Annotated in this window: 16 protein-coding genes; 10 read left to right on the forward strand and 6 right to left on the reverse strand. The window is 67.7% G+C overall.

Annotation, left to right across the window (positions count from 1 at the left end; all coding sequences use genetic code 11):
* Positions 1 to 3 precede the first annotated feature (3 nt).
* On the reverse strand, positions 4 to 987 hold the full coding sequence (locus ACZZZN_RS10085) for a LacI family DNA-binding transcriptional regulator (RefSeq protein WP_463506583.1): 984 nt from the start codon (positions 985 to 987) through the stop codon (positions 4 to 6).
* A 160-nt stretch (positions 988 to 1,147) separates the two neighbouring features.
* Here ACZZZN_RS10085 and ACZZZN_RS10090 point away from each other — a divergent pair, with 160 nt between their 5' ends.
* From ACZZZN_RS10090 to ACZZZN_RS10110, 5 genes are all read left to right on the forward strand, one after another.
* Positions 1,148 to 2,065 carry a carbohydrate ABC transporter permease gene (locus ACZZZN_RS10090; RefSeq protein ID WP_463505015.1) on the forward strand — a complete coding sequence of 306 codons (918 nt, stop codon included), beginning with the start codon at positions 1,148 to 1,150 and terminating at the stop codon, positions 2,063 to 2,065.
* A 46-nt stretch (positions 2,066 to 2,111) separates the two neighbouring features.
* A complete protein-coding gene (locus tag ACZZZN_RS10095) occupies positions 2,112 to 2,957 on the forward strand; it encodes a carbohydrate ABC transporter permease (protein ID WP_463506584.1) in 846 nt (281 codons plus the stop codon).
* A gap of 66 nt (positions 2,958 to 3,023) precedes the next feature.
* Complete coding sequence (locus ACZZZN_RS10100; protein ID WP_463505016.1) at positions 3,024 to 4,379, forward strand: ABC transporter substrate-binding protein; 1,356 nt, start codon at positions 3,024 to 3,026, stop codon at positions 4,377 to 4,379.
* Positions 4,380 to 4,452: 73 nt separating this feature from the next.
* Entirely contained in the window at positions 4,453 to 6,195 is a 1,743-nt protein-coding gene (locus ACZZZN_RS10105) for a glycoside hydrolase family 35 protein (RefSeq protein ID WP_463505017.1), read from the forward strand.
* Positions 6,196 to 6,232: 37 nt separating this feature from the next.
* Positions 6,233 to 6,598, forward strand: coding sequence for an HNH endonuclease (locus tag ACZZZN_RS10110; protein WP_463505018.1), 366 nt, complete (start codon positions 6,233 to 6,235; stop codon positions 6,596 to 6,598).
* A gap of 9 nt (positions 6,599 to 6,607) precedes the next feature.
* Here the strand turns inward: ACZZZN_RS10110 and ACZZZN_RS10115 are convergent, their stop codons facing one another.
* Entirely contained in the window at positions 6,608 to 7,129 is a 522-nt protein-coding gene (locus tag ACZZZN_RS10115; RefSeq protein WP_463505019.1) for a GAF domain-containing protein, read from the reverse strand.
* A complete protein-coding gene (locus tag ACZZZN_RS10120) occupies positions 7,126 to 7,623 on the reverse strand; it encodes a metallophosphoesterase family protein (protein ID WP_463505020.1) in 498 nt (165 codons plus the stop codon). Before ACZZZN_RS10120 ends, ACZZZN_RS10115 begins: the two co-directional genes overlap by 4 nt.
* 148 nt (positions 7,624 to 7,771) lie before the next feature.
* Here ACZZZN_RS10120 and ACZZZN_RS10125 point away from each other — a divergent pair, with 148 nt between their 5' ends.
* Complete coding sequence (locus ACZZZN_RS10125; protein WP_463505021.1) at positions 7,772 to 9,232, forward strand: MFS transporter; 1,461 nt, start codon at positions 7,772 to 7,774, stop codon at positions 9,230 to 9,232.
* A 174-nt stretch (positions 9,233 to 9,406) separates the two neighbouring features.
* Complete coding sequence (locus tag ACZZZN_RS10130) at positions 9,407 to 11,311, forward strand: ABC transporter ATP-binding protein (RefSeq protein WP_463505022.1); 1,905 nt, start codon at positions 9,407 to 9,409, stop codon at positions 11,309 to 11,311.
* 169 nt (positions 11,312 to 11,480) lie between these two features.
* On the opposite strand, the gene ACZZZN_RS10135 is transcribed toward ACZZZN_RS10130, so the two are convergent.
* Entirely contained in the window at positions 11,481 to 13,343 is a 1,863-nt protein-coding gene (locus tag ACZZZN_RS10135) for a phosphoenolpyruvate carboxykinase (GTP) (protein WP_463505023.1), read from the reverse strand.
* 108 nt (positions 13,344 to 13,451) lie between these two features.
* Here ACZZZN_RS10135 and ACZZZN_RS10140 point away from each other — a divergent pair, with 108 nt between their 5' ends.
* Positions 13,452 to 14,894, forward strand: a complete 1,443-nt coding sequence (locus ACZZZN_RS10140; RefSeq protein ID WP_463505024.1) for a helix-turn-helix domain-containing protein — start codon at positions 13,452 to 13,454, stop codon at positions 14,892 to 14,894.
* Positions 14,895 to 14,922: 28 nt separating this feature from the next.
* Here ACZZZN_RS10140 and ACZZZN_RS10145 read toward each other — a convergent pair whose 3' ends face one another.
* Complete coding sequence (locus tag ACZZZN_RS10145) at positions 14,923 to 15,984, reverse strand: winged helix DNA-binding domain-containing protein (protein ID WP_463505025.1); 1,062 nt, start codon at positions 15,982 to 15,984, stop codon at positions 14,923 to 14,925.
* Positions 15,985 to 16,020: 36 nt separating this feature from the next.
* Positions 16,021 to 17,469: a glyceraldehyde-3-phosphate dehydrogenase gene (locus ACZZZN_RS10150; protein ID WP_463505026.1), complete on the reverse strand. Its 1,449-nt coding sequence runs from the start codon at positions 17,467 to 17,469 to the stop codon at positions 16,021 to 16,023.
* A 231-nt stretch (positions 17,470 to 17,700) separates the two neighbouring features.
* Here ACZZZN_RS10150 and ACZZZN_RS10155 point away from each other — a divergent pair, with 231 nt between their 5' ends.
* Together ACZZZN_RS10155 and ACZZZN_RS10160 are read left to right on the forward strand one after the other, a co-directional pair.
* Entirely contained in the window at positions 17,701 to 18,072 is a 372-nt protein-coding gene (locus ACZZZN_RS10155; RefSeq protein ID WP_463505027.1) for a DMT family transporter, read from the forward strand.
* Complete coding sequence (locus tag ACZZZN_RS10160; protein ID WP_463505028.1) at positions 18,069 to 18,392, forward strand: DMT family transporter; 324 nt, start codon at positions 18,069 to 18,071, stop codon at positions 18,390 to 18,392. Before ACZZZN_RS10155 ends, ACZZZN_RS10160 begins: the two co-directional genes overlap by 4 nt.
* Positions 18,393 to 18,422 lie beyond the last annotated feature (30 nt).

The raw sequence follows: 18,422 nt of genomic DNA on the forward strand, positions 1-18,422 counted from the left end.
GAGTCAGCGCCGCGGAGCTGCCGTGCTCTCGCGCACCACGAGTTCGGTGCCGACCAGTGGAGTCTGCATGCGCGGTTCGCCCTCGACCTCGGCGAGCAGGGCATCGACGGCCAGCGCACCGACTCGCTCGGGATGCTGCTGCACGGTGGTCAGCGGCGGCCAGAGCTGCGCGGCATCCGGCAGACCGTCGAAACCGACCACGCTGACGTCTGTCGGGATGTCACGTCCCGCCTCGCGGAAGGCGCGGACCACACCGATCGCCATCTGGTCGTTCGCCGCGAACACTGCGGTGACGCTCTCGTCGTCACGGAGGCGAAGCCCTGCACGGTAGCCGGATTCTGCCGTCCAGTCCCCCTGCAACGGCTCGGGGACCGGGACGCCGCGTGTCTCGAGCGTCCGACGCCAGGACTCACGTCGACGCTCGGCGGAGTAGGACTTCGCAGGTCCGGCGACGTGCCAGACTGTCGAGTGTCCGAGATCGAGCAGGTGCTCGGTAGCCAGCCGCGCGCCCTGCGCCTGATCCGTGTCGACGAAGGGGTGCGCGTCGCCGCGGTTCGAGTCGACCAGCACGACGGGCAGTCCGTCGGGGATCTCGACCTCGGCCTCATCGAGCTGATGGGCCTCGATCACGATGATGATGCCGTCGACCGCGTGCTCCTCGAGGCGGCGGAAGGCTCCGGCGACGGTGTCGCGCGCGCTCGACTCGACGGGGATCAGCGTGAGCGCGTATCCCATCTGCGACGCGCGTACGGCGATCGCGTCGAGCGTGCGCTGGTTTCCGTAGGAGCTGAACGAGAACATGATCACGCCGATGGCGCGGAACCGGCCCGATCGCAGTGCTCGAGCGGCACTGTTCGGCCGGTAGCCGAGCAGTTGCATGGCGCTTTCGACCCGTTCGCGCGTCGCTGCCCCGACATAGCCACGGGCGTTGACGACTCGCGACACCGTCTGCCCCGAGACACCGGCTTCACGCGCGACGTCCTCCATAGAGGGGTCTCTCCGCCGCTGCGGCGGCTCTGCCGACTGCTCCGAGGTCACGATCAACCATCCATTCATATGTTGACGTTGACACACTACCAGCGCATCGCATATGTTGACGTTGACACACGGCGCGGTGAGCGCTCGATCTCTAAGAAGGTTCTCGTCAATGACGACTCAAGACTCCGCAGTACTTGCGGGCAACGGCATCCGCCGGCGCGAGAAGCGCGACTGGAAGGGCTGGGCCTTCGTGGGCCCGTTCATGGTCGTCTTCGCGCTGGTGTTCCTGACACCTCTCGCCTATGCGCTGTACCTCAGCTTCTTCCAGGAGAAGCTGATCGGCGGCACCGCGTTCGTGGGGCTCGACAACTATGTGCGCGCGCTCACCGACCCCCAGTTCTGGGAGGCGTTCGGCCGCGTCGTGCTGTTCCTCGTCGTGCAGGTGCCGATCATGCTCGTCCTGGCGCTGGCAGCAGCTCTCGCCCTCGACAGCGCTCGCCTGCGCGGAGCATCCTTCTTCCGCATCCTGATCTTCCTGCCGTATGCGGTGCCGGCTGTCGTCGCCGTGCTCATGTGGGGCTACATCTACGGCGACCAGTTCGGCCTCACGAGCAACCTGAACGACTTCCTCGGCAGCGATGTCTTCACGCCGTTCGCCCGGGAATGGATCCTGGTGTCGATCGGCAACATCGTGACGTGGCAGTTCGTCGGCTACAACATGCTGATCTTCTATTCGTCCCTCAAGACGATTCCGACGGACATGTACGAGGCGGCCTCGCTCGACGGCGCGGGAGCGTGGCGCACGATCTTCTCGATCAAGATCCCCAATGTCCGCGGTGCCCTCGTGATCGCGACGATCTTCTCGATCATCGGCAGCTTCCAGCTGTTCAACGAGCCGAACATCCTGCGTCCGCTCGCCCCGAACGTGATCACCACGTTCTTCACGCCCAACATGTACGCGTACAACCTGTCGTTCGCCGGGCAGCAGTTCAACTACGCCGCGACGATCGCCATCATCATGGGCGTCATCACCGCGGTGATCGCCTACGTCGTGCAACTGCGCGGCTCGAAGTCGGAGGTGCGCTGACATGGCACTCCCCCTCGCCCGCCCCTCGCAGAAGCGCCACGATCTGATGAATCCGCGCAAGTCGAAGATCCTGCTGATCGTGATGGTCGCGTACGCGCTCTACACGCTCGTGCCTCTCGTGTGGCTGCTGTTCAGCTCCACCAAGACGCAGGCAGGCCTGTTCAGCTCGTTCGGTCTGTGGTTCTCCGACGACTTCGCCTTCTTCGACAACCTCGCCGCGACCTTCGCATACCAGGACGGCATCTTCCTGCGCTGGCTCGGCAACACCCTGCTCTACGTCGTGGTGGGCGCCGGCGGCGCCACGCTGCTCGCCACGATGGCCGGCTACGGACTCGCGAAGTACCGCTTCCCCGGCCGCCGCGCCGTGTTCGCGGTCGTGCTCGGAGCCGTCGCCGTCCCGGGCACCGCCCTCGCCGTGCCGACCTTCCTGCTCTTCAGCGAGCTCGGCCTCACCAACACGCCGTGGGCCGTGATCATCCCGTCGCTCATCAGCCCGTTCGGCCTCTATCTGATCTGGGTCTTCGCCTCCGAGTCCGTTCCGACCGAGCTGCTCGAGGCCGCCCGCATCGACGGCGCCGGAGAGTTCCGCACCTTCTTCACGATCTCGATGCGACTGCTCGCCCCCGGAATCGTCACCGTGGCGTTGTTCACGGTCGTCGCGACCTGGAACAACTACTTCCTGCCCTTGATCATGCTGTCCGACCCGGCCTGGTACCCGCTCACCGTCGGTCTCAACCAGTGGAGCTCGCAGGCGATCGGTGCAGGCTCCCAGCCGATCTACAACCTCGTGATCATGGGTTCGCTCCTGACGATCATCCCGATCGTCATCGCCTTCCTGCTGCTGCAGCGTTTCTGGCAGTCAGGACTCACCGCAGGAAGCGTCAAGCAGTAGCTCCCTGCACCCCTGCATCGAAAGCGTCGGTCCGATGCTGGACCGCACCCCCGAAAGGACACAGCAATGAAGCACCTTCCCTCTCCCGCCGCGCGGCGCACCCTCTCGGTGCTCGCCGCCGGAACCGTGGCAGCGCTCGCGCTGGCCGGCTGCAGCACGGGCGACTCGGGCACCGGCGGCGCCGCCGGTGACGGATCGTTCGACTCGGTCGAAGCAGCGCTCGAGGCCGGCGGCGAGATCACGTACTGGTCGTGGACCCCGTCTGCCGAGGCTCAGGTCGAGGCGTTCGAGAAGGAGTACCCGAACGTCACGGTGAACGTGGTCAACGCGGGTACCAACAACGAGGAGTACACCAAGCTGCAGAACGCCATCAAGGCGGGCTCGGGGGGTCCCGACGTCGTGCAGATCGAGTACTACGCGCTCCCGCAGTTCTCCCTCACCGACGCCTTCGTCGACCTCTCGCAGTACGGTTTCGCGGACTTCGAAGACGACTACACCGCCTCGACGTGGAACTCGGTGACCGACGGCGACGCGATCTACGGCCTGCCGCAGGACTCCGGGCCCATGGCGCTCTTCTACAACAAGGCCGTCTTCGACGCCGCAGGCGTCGCCGTTCCCACCACCTGGGACGAGTACTACGAGGCTGCGAAGGCCATCAAGGCCGCCAACCCCGACGCGTACATCACCAACGACACCGGTGACGCGGGCTTCGCGACGTCGATGATCTGGCAGGCGGGCGGCAAGCCGTTCGAGACCTCGGGCACCGACGTCACGATCGACCTGCAGGACGACGGCTCCAAGAAGTGGACCGAGAACTGGAACCGCCTCGTCGAGGAGGACCTGCTCGCTCCGTACAACAGCTGGAGCGATGAGTGGTTCCGCGCGCTCGGCGACGGCAGCCTCGCGACCCTCGTGATCGGCGCCTGGATGCCCGGAAACCTGATCTCCGGCGCACCCGACGGAGCCGGCGACTGGCGCGTCGCCCCGATGCCGACCTACGACGGCACCCCGGCGACCGCAGAGAACGGCGGCGGCGGCCAGGCAGTGACCAAGCAGAGCAAGAACCCGGCGCTCGCGGCCGGCTTCCTGTGGTGGCTGAACAACTCCGAGGAGAGCATCTCGATCTTCCTCGAGTCGGGCGGATTCCCGTCGACCACGGCCGAGCTGTCGAGCGAGGAGTTCCTCGCTGACGCCCCCGAGTACTTCGGCGGTCAGAAGATCAACGAGGTCCTCGCCGCATCCGCGGACGAGGTCGTCGAGGGCTGGGGATACCTGCCCTACCAGGTGTACGCGAACAGCATCTTCGGCGACACCGTGGGCCAGTCCTACCAGAACGGCACCGACCTGAACGAGGGCCTCGTGTCCTGGCAGGACGCGCTCGAGCAGTACGGCAACGAGCAGGGCTTCGCCGTCAACAAGTAATCGCACGTCTGGTCGCGTCAGCCCTCGCTCCTTCGAGGGCTGACGCGACCTCCCTGATCGAAAGCACTTCATCGTGACCTCCTTCTCCATCGGCGAGTCCGACTTCCTCCGCGGCGGCCAGCCGCACCGAGTGATCTCCGGAGCCATCCACTACTTCCGCGTGCACCCGGATCAGTGGCAGGACCGCATCCGCAAAGCCCGTCTGATGGGACTCAACACGATCGAGACCTACGTCGCCTGGAACGCGCACGAACCGCGCCACGGCGAGTGGGACACGACCGGTGCCAACGACCTCGGTCGCTTCCTCGACCTGATCCAGGCGGAGGGCATGGACGCGATCGTCCGCCCCGGCCCCTACATCTGCGCGGAATGGCACAATGGCGGGCTGCCGAACTGGCTCACGGCCGGCGACCGCCCCCTCCGCTCGTCCGACCCCGCGTTCCTCGAGGACATCAGCACGTACCTGCGCCGGGTGTACGACATCGTCGCGCCGCGCCAGATCGACCGCGGAGGCCGCGTCGTGCTCGTCCAGATCGAGAACGAGTACGGCGCCTACGGATCCGACAAGGCTTATCTCGAGGCACTCGTCGCGCTCACCCGTGAATGCGGCATCACGGTGCCGCTCACGACCGTCGACCAGCCGACCGATCAGATGCTCGCCGACGGCAGCCTGCCGACGCTGCACAAGACCGGATCGTTCGGCTCGCGCAGCGCCGAGCGCCTCGCCACGCTTCGTGCGCACCAGCCCACCGGCCCGCTCATGTGCTCGGAGTTCTGGGACGGATGGTTCGACTGGTGGGGCGGCGTGCATCACACGACCGACGTCGCCGCTGCCGCCGCCGATCTCGACGAGCTGCTGGCCGCCGGCGCCTCGGTGAACATCTACATGTTCCACGGCGGCACGAACTTCGGGCTCACGAACGGGGCGAACCACAAGGGTCGCTATCTGCCCATCGTCACGTCGTACGACTACGACGCGCCGCTCGACGAGGCCGGCAACCCGACCGCGAAGTTCCACGCGTTCCGCGATGTGATCGCCAAGTACGCGCCCGTGCCCGACGAGCTTCCGAGTCCAGCCGCACCGGCGCCGGTCTTCTCCGCGCCGCTGAACGCGGCGGGAGCGTGGACGGATGCCGCGGCGGCGACCCCCGTCTCGCCGGCACCGGTCACATTCGACGAGCTGGAGCACCTGAGCGCTCTCGTCCGTTACGACGTCTCCCTCCCCGAGGGCCAGGGCGGCGAACTCGTGCTCGACGAGGTGCGCGACCTCGCCTGGGTGAACGTCGACGGCCAGCCCGTCGGCACGCTCTCGCGCACCCGCCACGACCGCTCTCTGCGGATCCCCGCCGGAAGCACGCTCAGCATCCTCGTCGAAGAGCAGGGTCGAGTGAACTACGACCATCGGCTCGGTGAGCAGAAGGGCCTCGTCGGCACGCCCGAGCTCGACGGCCTGCCGCTGACGGGCTGGCACTCGACACCGCTCGACGTCGCCGCGCTCGCTGCGGAGATCGGGGCCCGAGCCACGGAGTCGTCCGTCGCAGCGACGACCGGACCGTCGGCGTGGGTCGCGGACTTCGACCTCGACTCCCCCGCCGATCTGTTCCTCGACACCGCCGCCTGGAGCAAGGGCTACGCGTTCGTCAACGGCTTCTTCCTGGGCCGCTACTGGCGAAACGGTCCGACCCGCACGCTGTTCGTGCCGGCGCCCGCGACCGTCGCCGGTGCGAACAGGCTCGTCGTCCTCGAACTCGAGCACCTGCTCGCATCGACGGCCGAGTTCGTCTCGGCACTCGACCTCGGCGACACAGAGGAATAGCGCTCAGCGACGGGCCTCCGCCCAGTACCGTGTGTCTGTGCCGCGTCGAAGGTTCTCCACTCCCACGCCCGCTGCGCGTGCCCGCTACGCGAAGCGACGTCAGGGCCGCGTGGCGCGGGCGGACAACGATCTCACCAGCGAGCAATGGGCCTCGCTGCGGGCGGCCTGGGGCGGATGCGCGTACTGCGGCGCCGGCGACATCGCCATGCAGCGCGATTGCGTGATGCCGATATCCCGAGGTGGCCGCTATACCGTCGAGAACGTGGTTCCTGCGTGCGGGTCCTGCAATGCGAGCAAGCGCAACGACGAGGTCACATCGTGGCTCCGCCGCAAGCGACTCGACGAACGCGCCTTCCTCACCCGATACGGCGAGATCCTCCGCGACCTGCGTCAGACGGAGTGAACGGCCTCGCTACCGGTCGCTGCGGGACTCCCAGACTGCTGCAGTGAGGCGAGCGGCGTCGGCCCGGGTGATGCTCTGCCAGTTGCGGCCTCCGCGCGCGAATGCCTCGTGCACTCCGGGCGGCACCGCGGCAGCGTCGACCGGACGATCGAGCCAGTCGCACGCGCGCACGTGCACGAGGTCGACATCTCGCGCCTCCGCTGACGCGTCGTAGCGCCACGGTCCGGTGATCCGCCCCAGCCACAGGAGCCCATCGACGTCGCGCGTCCACACGAACACGCCCTCGGCGACCGACGCGAACCGATCGAGTCGGCGCGCCATCCGCTCCCCGAAGACTGTGTCCACATCGGCGAGCGCATCGGCGATCGAGTCCGGTGCGTCGTCGAGCCTGCCGCCCACTCCGCACACCCCGAGCGCCAGCGCCCGTTCGACGGCAGGTCCGTCACCGACGTCATCGTCGCGCGAGCGCATCGGGGCGCGGTAGACCGAGGGGACCTCGACGTCGTCGCTCGTGCGAGGCGCGGTGCTCATGTGAGAGGCACCAGCGCGGCATCGACGTGTCGGCCGTCGATCGTGACCGACATCATCGTGCACACCGGCTGACGGCGCCGATCGGTCGGCGACCCGGGGTTCAGAAGACGCATCCCCGACGGCGCGACGGTGTCCCACGGGATGTGCGAGTGCCCGAACACGAGGAGATCCACGCCGGCGAACGCGGCATCCATCCGCTCCTCCCGTCGCTGCTTCGGTCCGGTCTCGTGCACCACCGCCACCTCGACCTCCTCGACCGTGAAGCGAGCGATCTCGGGCAGTCGCTCGCGCAGCGGCTGGCCGTCGTTGTTGCCGTAGACGCCCACGAGCACCCGCGCACGTGACTCGAGCAGATCCAGCGTCGCGACATCGATCCAGTCGCCCGCGTGCACGACGACATCGGCGTCCTCGACCGCCCGCAGCACGGCATCCGGCAGGCGCTTCGCGCGCGCGGGCACGTGGGTGTCGGCGATCAGCAGCAGTCTCGTCGTCACTGTCTTCCCCGTCTCCTGGGCATCGGCATGCGCGTCCGACTCTACGCACGCGGACCGACCAGCCGTCATACGCACCCAGCAAACGTTCAGGAAGGCGTAAGATCTCTCGGTGCCTTGGTATACCGGGCACTCGGAACTAAGGAGCAGCATGAGTACGACCACAGCGCCCGCGAATCCGCGCTCGCGCGTCATCACGGCGAGCCTCGTCGGCACCACGATCGAGTTCTACGACTTCTACGCGTACGCGACCGCGGCCGTTCTCGTCTTCCCGGTGCTGTTCTTCCCCACCGGCAATGACACCACCTCGCTGCTGTCGTCGTTCGCCGTGTTCGGAGCGGCGATGGTCGCTCGCCCGATCGGCGCGGTCGTCTTCGGGCACTTCGGCGACAAGTTCGGGCGCAAGGCGACGCTCGTCGCCTCGCTGCTCACGATGGGCATCGCGACCTTCATCATCGGGCTCCTGCCCACTTTCCAGCAGATCGGCTGGTGGGCGGCACTCCTGCTGCTGATCCTGCGCCTGGCTCAGGGCTTCGCCCTCGGCGGCGAATGGTCGGGCGCCGCGCTCGTCGCGACAGAGAACGCACCCAAGGGCAAGCGCGCCTGGTACGGCACGTTCCCGCAGCTGGGTGCACCGCTGGGGTTCATCATCGCCAACTTCCTGTTCCTCGGCATCAATTGGTTGCTGCCGCACGCCGAGAACCCGGCGCTCAAGTCCGAGGCGTTCCTGTCGTGGGGCTGGCGCATCCCGTTCCTGTTCTCGGCCGTGATGGTCATCATCGGCCTGTGGGTGCGGCTCAAGCTCGTCGAGTCCGACACCTTCAAGAAGGCGGAGAAGAAGGGTGCGATCCGCAAGCTGCCCCTCGCGACCGTGTTCCGCCACCACTGGAAGCAGCTGATCCTCGGCACGTTCATCATGCTGGCGACCTACGTGCTCTTCTACCTGATGACGAACTTCACGCTGGCGTACGGCACGAAGCCGGCAACGCTCGAGACGGCGTCCGCCGCGGCGCAGGCCGCTGCCGAGGCGACGGGCAAGGACTTCGACGCGTCGGCCTTCGCCGCACAGTTCTATCCGGGTCTCGGCTTCGGCTACACCGACTTCGTGCTGATGCAGATCGTGGGTGTCGTGTTCTTCGGAATCTTCACCCTGCTCTCCGGGCCGATCGCCGATTCGATCGGCCGTCGCAAGCTGCTGCTGTGGGTCACCGGGCTCATCATCGTGTTCGGCCTCACCTTCAACGCCTTCCTGCTCCCCGCCATGGATCCGAAGTTCACCGGCGCGCTCGCGCAGGCGTTCCTCGTGTTCGGCTTCATGCTCATGGGGGCGACGTTCGGCCCGATGGGAGCGCTGCTTCCGGAGCTCTTCCCGACGAACGTGCGCTACACCGGCTCCGCGATCTCGTACAACGTCTCCTCGATCCTCGGCGCAGCTGTGGCCCCGCTGATCGCCCTGTGGCTCTGGGAACTCGGTGACGGCGCCCCCTGGCTCGTGGGTCTGTACCTGTCGTCGATGGGTGTGCTGACCTTCATCGCACTCCTGCTCTCCAAAGAGACGAAGGACAACGACTACGAATCCGACCTCGGAGTCGCCGCGGCCGTCGAACTCTGACCCGCTCGGCTCGCACGATGAAGGGCGGCACCTCGTTCGGAGGTGCCGCCCTTCATCGTGAACACGAGTCGACTTTCATCGGCGCTTCGGCAGGCACTGAGCCGCGCACAGCGCATCCACAGAATCCGACCGCACACGAAGTACGGTCGAAGTACCCCAACAGAGCGAGGTTCCATGTCCAGCACGGCGATGTCACGCCGACGCGGACGCGGCGCGCAGCAGGATGGTCCGCGCGCCACGTTCCGCCAGCTCCTCCCCTTCCTCTTCGAGCACAAGCGCACGTTGATCGTCGTCGCAGTGCTCAGCGTCGTCGGCGCTGCGACCTCGCTCGTGCAGCCGCTTCTCGTGGGGCAGGTCATCGAGGCGGTGCAGAGCGACACCGGCATCGGGATCCTCGTGTGGCTGCTGGTCGGCTTCGTGGTCGTGTCATCGATCATCTCCGGCTTCCAGCACTACCTGCTGCAGCGCACCGGCACCGCGGTCGTGTACTCGAGCAGACGCAAGCTGATCGCACGCATCCTGCACCTGCCCACCTCGGAGTTCGATGCTCGCCGCACCGGCGACCTGGTCTCGCGTGTGGGCACCGACACGACCCTGCTCTACGCGGTACTCACCCAGGGACTCGCGGATGCCGTCGGCAGCGCCGTGCTCTTCCTCGGCGCACTCATCGCGATGCTGCTGATCGACCCCGTGCTGCTGCTTCTGATCGTCGTGGTGATCGGAGTCTCGGTCGCAGTGGTCGTGCTGCTGAGCGGCCGCATCCGCAGCGCATCCACCGCGCAGCAGGAGAAGGTGGGCGAGCTGGCATCCGGCGTGGAGCGCGCGGTCGGATCGATCCGCACCATTCGCGCGTCGGGCGCCACCGAGCGCGAGACCACCGCGGTGTCGGCGCTCGCATCCGACGCCTACGGCATCGGCGTGCGCATCGCCAAGATCTCGTCCGCGGTGGTGCCCGTCTCGGGCATCGCTCTGCAGCTGTCGCTTCTCGTGGTGCTCGGCGTCGGCGGTTTCCGCGTGGCCGCCGGCGCGATCACGATCGCATCTCTGATCGCGTTCATCATGTTCCTGTTCCTTCTCGTGATGCCCCTGGCGACGACGTTCGGTGCCATCACCTCGGTGAACCAGGCACTCGGCGCGCTCGGCCGCATCCAGGAAGTTCTCGATCTGCCCACGGAGTCGGAGGGCGATGAGGCGATCGCGGCGTCGCTGCCTCACGAGGCCCCTTCTCCGAACGCACCCGCCATCGAGTTCCGCGACGTGCGCTTCCACTACCCCGCGAACGTCGTGGCGGCCCGCGCGGCTGCGGCGAAGGAGGCACGGACTCTGCTCGCCGATGCGCATCTCGAATCAGCAGAGGATGCTGCTCCGGCCGCACAGGACCTCGACGCTGCACAGGCCGCAGAGGTGCTGCGCGGGGTGTCGTTCTCGGTGCCGCGGGGTTCCCGAGTCGCGCTCGTCGGCCCGAGCGGCGCGGGCAAGAGCACGATCCTCTCGCTCATCGAGCGGTTCTACGACCCGACCGGCGGATCGATCCGGGTGAACGGACACGACTCGCGGACCTTCCCCCGCGACGAGCTCCGAGCACAGTTCGGGTACGTCGAACAGGATGCTCCGACGCTTGCGGGCACCCTCGCCGACAACCTTCGCCTCGCCTCGCCGGATGCGTCGGATGACCAGTGCGAGCAGGTGCTTCGGGCGGTGAACCTGGGCGACGTGCTCGAACGGAATCCGCTGGGACTCGCGGCACCGGTCGGCGAAGACGGCGTCATGCTCTCGGGTGGCGAGCGCCAGCGGCTCGCGATCGCTCGCGCGCTGCTGACCGATGCCCCGATCCTGCTGCTGGACGAGTCGACCTCCTCGCTCGACGGAGTGAACGAACAGCGCATGCGCGAAGCGATCGACGCGGTCTCGACCGACCGCACGCTGATCGCGATCGCGCACCGGCTGTCGACCGTCGTCGACAGCGATCTCATCGTCGTGCTGCAGGACGGCGTGGTCGTCGGCCAGGGCACTCATGCCGAGCTCGTGGAATCGACGCCGCTGTACCGCGATCTCGCGCGTCATCAGCTGCTCGCCTGATCACCCCGCGAGAAGGCAGTACGCGCAGTCAGTACGCGCAGAAATACGCGAAGGCGGGATGCCGGAGACCACTCAGCCATGGGTTCGTCTCCGACGTCCCGCCCTCGCGAGCCTGGGATGGGGGATCTGGGAATGGGACGCCGGCTCCCCCGAACCGGCGCCCGGTCTGTCAGGCCTTCTCGAGCCGGTAGCGCAGCGACGCCAGCTCGGCGCGGAGCGCGGCCGGGACCTTCGTACCGAAGGTGTCGTAGAACTCCTCGGTCAGGTCGGCCTCGGTCTTCCACGCCTCGGCGTCGACCGTGAACAGTTCCTCGAGATCGGCCTCGGGAACGTCGATGCCATCGAGGTTGAGGTCCGAGACGATGGGCAGGCGTCCGATCGGACTGTCGACCGTCGAGACCTCGCCGGAGATGCGCCGGATGATCCAGTCGACGACACGCGAGTTGTCGCCGAATCCGGGCCACAGGAATCGACCGTCGGAGCCGCGACGGAACCAGTTGACCTGGAAGATGCGCGGCGCGCGGTCGAACCGAAGGCCGCGGCCCACGCTCAACCAGTGACCGAAGTAGTCGGCCATGTTGTAGCCGCAGAACGGGAGCATGGCGAACGGATCGCGGCGCAGCTCGCCGACGGTGCCCTCGGCGGCCGCGGTGCGCTCGGACGAGATGTTGGATCCGAGGAACACACCGTGCGTCCAGTCCGTCGCCTCCACGACGAGCGGCACATTGGTCGCGCGGCGTCCGCCGAAGAGGATGACGTCGAGCGGCACCGCCTCTTCCCAGTCCTCCGAGATCTGCGGGCACTGCGCGGCCGAGACCGTGAAGCGTGAGTTGGGGTGCGCGGCCGGACGGTCGGAGTCCGGCGTCCAGTCGTTGCCCTCCCAGTCGATGAGGTGCGCGGGCGCCTGATCGGTCAGGCCCTCCCACCACACATCGCCGTCGGGGCGCAGTGCGACGTTCGTGAAGATCGTGTTGCCCCACAGGGTCTCGACGGCCGTCACGTTGGTCGACTCGCCCGTGCCGGGAGCCACGCCGAAGAAGCCGGCCTCGGGGTTGATCGCCCAGAGACGACCGTCTTCACCCGGACGGATCCACGCGATGTCGTCACCGAGCGTCTCGACCCGCCATCCAGGGATGGTCGGGCGCAGCATGGCGAGGTTCGTCTTGCCGCACGCCGACGGGAACGCCGCCGCCACGTGGAATGCGTTTCCTGCCGGATCGATCACGCGGATGAGCAGCATGTGCTCGGCCAGCCAGCCCTCGTCACGGGCGATCACCGAGGCGATGCGCAGCGCGAAGCACTTCTTGGCGAGGATCGCGTTTCCGCCGTATCCGGAGCCGAACGAGTAGACCTCGAGCGTCTCGGGGAAGTGCACGATGTACTTGTCGTCATTGCAGGGCCACTCGACATCGGGCTCCCCCGCAGCGAGCGGGGCGCCGACCGAATGCACCGTCTTGACCCACGGTGCGCCGTCGGCGATCTGCCGGGTGACCGCGTCGCCGACGCGGGTCATGATGCCGATGGATGCGACAGCGTAGGCGCTGTCGGTGACCTGGACGCCGATGTGCGAGAGCGGGCCGCCGACGGGGCCCATGGAGAACGGGACCACGAACATCGTGCGACCGCGCATCGATCCCTCGAAGATCTCGGTCATCTTCTCGCGCATCTCGGCCGGCGGTGCCCAGTTGTTCGTGGGACCGGCGTCGTCTTCGCTCTCGGATGAGATGAAGGTGCGACCCTCGGTGCGGGCGACATCACTGGGGTGCGAGCGGGCGAGGTACGAGCCGGGACGCCACTCGGGGTTGAGCTTGATGAGCTTGCCCTCGTCGACGAGGCCTCGCAGGAGCCAGTCGTTCTCGGCACGCGAGCCGTCGACCCAGTGGATCGAGGCCGGCTGAGTCAGGGAGGCGATCTCGTTCACCCATGCCACCAGCTCGGCCATCGCGGGAGTGTCGTAGGTCGGAGCTGTTCCGAACGTGCGCACGGGTGCGACGGATGAGGTGCGAGGGGTGAAGACTTCTGCGATCGCCATGACTGCTCCTTCGAAGTAGGGGGCGTTGTATCCATCCTCCCCGCTTCACGACATACTTTCGGGCGATATGCTGCGTAAGAATCTGGTTTCTTTCGATATCATCAAAGAATGGTCAGCACCGGCATTCACCTCACCACCCTCGGGCACCGCATTCGGCACCACCGCCTCGAGAAGGGGTTCACGCTCGACGAGCTCGGCGCGGCCGTCGGAGTCGCCGGCTCGCAGCTGAGTCTGATCGAGAACGGCAAGCGCGAGCCGAAGCTCTCGCTGCTGCAGGCGATCGCGCAGGCGACGGGGACCGAGGTCACGGACCTCATCTCCGACGAGCCGCCGAACCGACGCGCAGCGCTGGAGATCGAGCTCGAGCGCGCACAGGCGAGTCCCGTGTTCCGTCAGCTGGGCATCGCACCGGTTCGGGTCACCAAGGGCGTGAGCGACGAGACCATCGAGTCGGTGCTCGGGCTGCACCGCGAGCTCCAGCGTCGCGAGCGTGAGGCCATCGCCACGCCCGAAGAGGCCCGCCGTGCGAACACCGAACTGCGCCTGCGCATGCGTGCCCAGAACAACTACCTCGGCGACATCGAGAAGCTCGCCGAGAAGCAGCTCCGCGCGGCGGGGCACGTTCAGGGGGCGCTGACGCACCGCACGGTGAGCATCATGGCCGAGAAGCTCGGCTTCGAGCTGATCTACGTGAACGACCTGCCGCACTCGACGCGCTCGGTCACAGACCTCGAGAACGGTCGGATCTACCTTCCGCCGGCTTCCATCCCCGGCGGTCACGGTCTGCGCTCGATGGCTCTCCAGGCCATGGCCCACCGCCTGCTCGGGCACACCCCGCCCACCGACTACGCCGACTTCTTGCAGCAGCGACTCGAGATCAACTACTACGCGGCCTGTTGCCTGATGCCCGAGACCGCTGCCGTCGCCTTCCTCACCCAGGCCAAGAAAGACCGCAACCTCGCGGTCGAGGATTTCCGCGACGCTTTCGGTGTCACACATGAGGCCGCCGCGATGCGCATGACCAATCTGCTCACACAGCATGTCGGCATGGCCCTGCACTTCCTCCGTGTCGATGCGAACGGAGCCATCACCCGGGTGTACGAGAACGACGACCTCCCCCTGCCGATGGATGTCACGGGAGCCGTCGAGGGGCAGCGCGTGTGCCGGAAGTTCCAGGCCCGAGGCGCCTTCACCCAGCAGAACCGCACGACGGAGCATCACCAGTACACCGACACTCCCTCGGGGACCTTCTGGTGCTCGACCCAGACGGGAGCGTCGACCGACGGCGAGTTCTCGATCACCGTCGGCGTTCCCTTCGACGATGCCCGCTGGTGGCGCGGACGGGAGACTGCCGACCGGGCCGTGTCGACATGCCCGGACGAGGCGTGCTGCCGCCGCCCCTCGGCCGACCTCACCGATCGATGGAACGGCAAGGCCTGGCCGAGCGCCCGTGTGCACACGCACATGTTCTCGCCACTCCCCCGTGGCGCCTTCCCCGGTGTCGACGACAACGAGGTCTACAACTTCCTCGGGCGGCACGCGAGCGAGTGACATGCACGGCAGAATCCGGCTCCGAGGGTCAGCCCTCGACGAAGCGCGCGAATCGCGCGAGAGCCGCCGTCACCGCCGCCTGCCCCGCGGCCTCTGACCCCGGCACGGTGTCGAAGAGCTCTGCGGGAGCGCCGAGCGACGCGCTCGCATGCGTCCAGCATCCGATCACCCGCCCCTGCGCGACGACCGTCGCTCGCACCATGCCGTTCTTCCCCGGCCCGACGAGCGCGAGGTGCTCCACCGCGCACACGGCCGAGCGATCGGCGTACGAGATGTAGTACTCGTCGAAGGCGCCGAGCGCGAACACATCCGACACCGCCGACGCGCGTCGCGGGCGCACCGTGGCGACGTAGACGCCGTCCTCGACCTCGACGACCCTCCCCGACGCGCGGTCTCGCGCCTCGCGCGACTGCCCGAGCGTGAGCCCGGACCACCAGGCGAAGTCCGCGACCCCGGCCGGACCGTGCCCGTCGATGTATCGCACGAAGAGCTCGGCCAACGGATCGTCCGGTGCCGAGTGCTCGCGGATGTGCGTCTCGACGAGCACGAAGCGCTGCTCGCGGCTCACGCCATCGCGGGCGACGACGGGCCCCTGACAGATCAGGCCGTCGAGCGTCAGTTCGCTCAGCAGGTGGATGCCGCGCTGGCCTCCGGGGTCGATGCCGATACCGGCGAACACCTCGAACATCTCTGCTCGGGTGAGGCCGCCGTCACGAAGGCGCGGCACGACCGACGCCACGACCGCGTCGACCATCGCCACGTCGATACCGAGGTCGCGCCGCCGGCCCGCCGCCTGACGGCGCTGACGGTCGGCGGTGATCGACAGCACCCAGCGGAGATCCTGCGCGGGGATGATGTGCAGCGTTCCGCGCATGGTCCAGGCGCGCACGAGGTCCCCCCGGTCGAAGGCCCGATCGACCGCGTCGAGGGTGGGCTCGCCCCGCGTCCGCGAAGCGAGTGCCCATCGCCCCGCCACGAAGTCCTGACTCTGCACAGCGAGCATGTGCGACGCGGCATGCGCCACCGTGCGCGTCGGCGCGCTCAGGCGATGCGAACGCAGCCGCTCGGCAAGCAGAGTCCCGGTCTTCATGACCTCATCATGCCGGGCGGGACGGACATCGCGCACTCACCCGTGCAGCGTCACCTCGCGGCGCTCGGGCAGCACGACGGGGTGCGACCCTGCCATGACCTCGAGCACCCGGATCACCTGGCAGGAGTAGCCGTATTCGTTGTCGTACCAGACGTAGAGGACGACGTCGCGGTCGTTCGCGATGGTCGCGAGCCCGTCGACGATGCCGGCACGATGCGAGCCCACGAAGTCGGTGGAGACGACCTCGGGGCTCTCCACGTAATCGATCTGCTGGCGCAGCTTTGAATGCAGCGAGACACGGCGCAGGTAGTCGTTGAGCTCGTCCTTGATCGCAGGGCGCTCGAGGCTCAGATGCAGCACGGCCAGTGAGACGTCGGGTGTGGGAACGCGGATCGCGGACCCCGTGAGCTTGCCCTCGAGCTCGGGGAGCGCTCGGGCGACGGCCTTCGCTGCTCCGGTCTCGGTGATCACCATGTTCAGAACCGCGGAGCGACCCCGGCGATCGCCGCTGTGGAAGTTGTCGATCAGGTTCTGATCGTTGGTGAACGAGTGCACCGTCTCGACGTGGCCGCGCATGATGCCATACGCCTCGTCGACCGCCTTGAGCACCGGAGTGATCGCGTTCGTGGTGCACGACGCCGCGGTGATGATGCGGTCGTCCGTCGTGATCGTCTGGTCGTTGATGCCGTGCACGATGTTCTTCAGCGCACCCTTGCCCGGGGCGGTGAGCAGCACCCGCGCGACGCCGGTCGCCTCGAGATGACGGCTGAGGCCCGCCTCGTCGCGCCAGCGCCCGGTGTTGTCGACGACGATCGCGTCGCGGATGTCGTACGCGGTGTAGTCGACAGCCGAGGGGTCGTCGGAGTAGATGACCTGGATGCGGGTGCCGTTCGCGATGATCTGCTCGGCGTCTTCGTCGACCGTGACGGATCCGGCGAACCGCCCGTGCACCGAGTCCCGCAACAGCAGCGAGGCGCGCTTGACGAGGTCGTTGTCCGAGCCGCGGCGCACGACGATCGCTCGCAGGCGCAGCCCGCTGCCCCCGCCGTTGTGGGCGATCAGGATGCGCGCGAGCAGCCGGCCGATGCGGCCGAACCCGTAGAGCACGACATCGGTGGGTGCGGCGGCGACCGCCCCGACAGCGGGCGCGAGCACGTCGGCCAGGTAGGCATCGAGCGGCAGATCGCTGTCGGCGTGCCCCTCGGCGAGGCGGGCGAGGTCGAGTGAGGATGCCCCGGGGGCGAGATCCGCGACGGCTTCGAGCACGGCCAGCGTGTCGTCGAGCGCAAGCTGCTCGTGCCCGAGCTGGGCGACGCGGTCATGCACCTCGACGATGCCCGTCGCCGAGAGTCCGAGCAGGCGGTGGCCGTGCAGTGAGGTGACCACGTCATGGTCGCGCTTGAGTGCGCCGATCAGCGGGATCATCCGCTCGGCCAGCTCTTCTCGCGCCGTCCAGTCGTCGTGGGGTGCGGCGGTAACGTTCATCTGCGTCCTTGCATGTGTGAGCGCGCCGAGGTCGCCGGCGCGCGAGATTGCCGGGTGAGCTTCGGGGGATGAATCCAGGGTACGCGCCGCGCGCGAGTGTTCCGAAATCGCGGCGTCTCGCCGCCTGGTTCACCTGCGCGTCAGGGAATCGTGCGAGCATCCGACGCGTTCTCTCCCCCGGCACCCCACCCATCCCCCTCGCCCCACTCTTCGCTCGTCGAAAGGCAACAGATGACAGATCGCCCTCGCCGATCGGCGTGGCCGCCCCTGCTGATCGCGATCGTTCTCGAGGTCGGCGCCACCCTGTCGCTGCGCGCCGCCGAGGGCTTCACCTATCCGCTCTGGCTGATCCCCGTGGTGCTCGGATACACCGGTTCGCTGTGGCTGCTCTCGATCGTGCTCGACCGCGGGATGCCGGTGGGCGTCGCGTACGGCATCTGGTCGGCCATCGGCGTCGTGCTCACCGCGATCATGGGCACGGTGCTCTTCGGCGAGCTGCTCGGAACGGTGCAGATCATCGGGATCGGCGTGATCGTGGTCGGAGTGCTGCTCGTCGAGCTCGGATCCCACACGCGCGAGACACCGGCCGAGGTGGCGTCGTGATCTGGGCGCTCCTCGTGCTCGCGATCGCGAGCGAAGTGACCGCGACTCTCAGCCTGCGCGCATCAGAGGGCCTGCGGCGGCGCCGGTGGATCCCCGTGATCGTGGTCGGCTACCTCGCGGCGTTCACACTGCTCGGCACGATCCTCGCGATGGGGATGCCGGTGGGCGTCGCCTACGGCATCTGGGCCGCCGCCGGTGTCGCGATCACGGCGATCCTGGGCCGGGTGATCTTCAAGGATCACTTCTCCGTCATGATGGCGATCGGCGTCGCGCTCATCGCCCTGGGTGTGGTGCTGATCGAGTTCGGCGGAACGCACTGACGCGTGAATCAGTGCCGCGCCGAGATCGCT

The organism is Microbacterium sp. AC145, assembly GCF_979258505.1.

Coding starts and splice junctions, on each gene's coding strand:
- ACZZZN_RS10085 (WP_463506583.1), bottom strand. CDS start 987: ATGGAGGACGTCGCGCGTGAAGCCGGTGTCTCGGGGCAGACGGTGTCG.
- ACZZZN_RS10090 (WP_463505015.1), top strand. CDS start 1,148: ATGACGACTCAAGACTCCGCAGTACTTGCGGGCAACGGCATCCGCCGG.
- ACZZZN_RS10095 (WP_463506584.1), top strand. CDS start 2,112: ATGAATCCGCGCAAGTCGAAGATCCTGCTGATCGTGATGGTCGCGTAC.
- ACZZZN_RS10100 (WP_463505016.1), top strand. CDS start 3,024: ATGAAGCACCTTCCCTCTCCCGCCGCGCGGCGCACCCTCTCGGTGCTC.
- ACZZZN_RS10115 (WP_463505019.1), bottom strand. CDS start 7,129: ATGAGCACCGCGCCTCGCACGAGCGACGACGTCGAGGTCCCCTCGGTC.
- ACZZZN_RS10125 (WP_463505021.1), top strand. CDS start 7,772: ATGAGTACGACCACAGCGCCCGCGAATCCGCGCTCGCGCGTCATCACG.
- ACZZZN_RS10130 (WP_463505022.1), top strand. CDS start 9,407: ATGTCCAGCACGGCGATGTCACGCCGACGCGGACGCGGCGCGCAGCAG.
- ACZZZN_RS10135 (WP_463505023.1), bottom strand. CDS start 13,343: ATGGCGATCGCAGAAGTCTTCACCCCTCGCACCTCATCCGTCGCACCC.
- ACZZZN_RS10140 (WP_463505024.1), top strand. CDS start 13,452: ATGGTCAGCACCGGCATTCACCTCACCACCCTCGGGCACCGCATTCGG.
- ACZZZN_RS10145 (WP_463505025.1), bottom strand. CDS start 15,984: ATGAAGACCGGGACTCTGCTTGCCGAGCGGCTGCGTTCGCATCGCCTG.
- ACZZZN_RS10150 (WP_463505026.1), bottom strand. CDS start 17,469: ATGAACGTTACCGCCGCACCCCACGACGACTGGACGGCGCGAGAAGAG.
- ACZZZN_RS10155 (WP_463505027.1), top strand. CDS start 17,701: ATGACAGATCGCCCTCGCCGATCGGCGTGGCCGCCCCTGCTGATCGCG.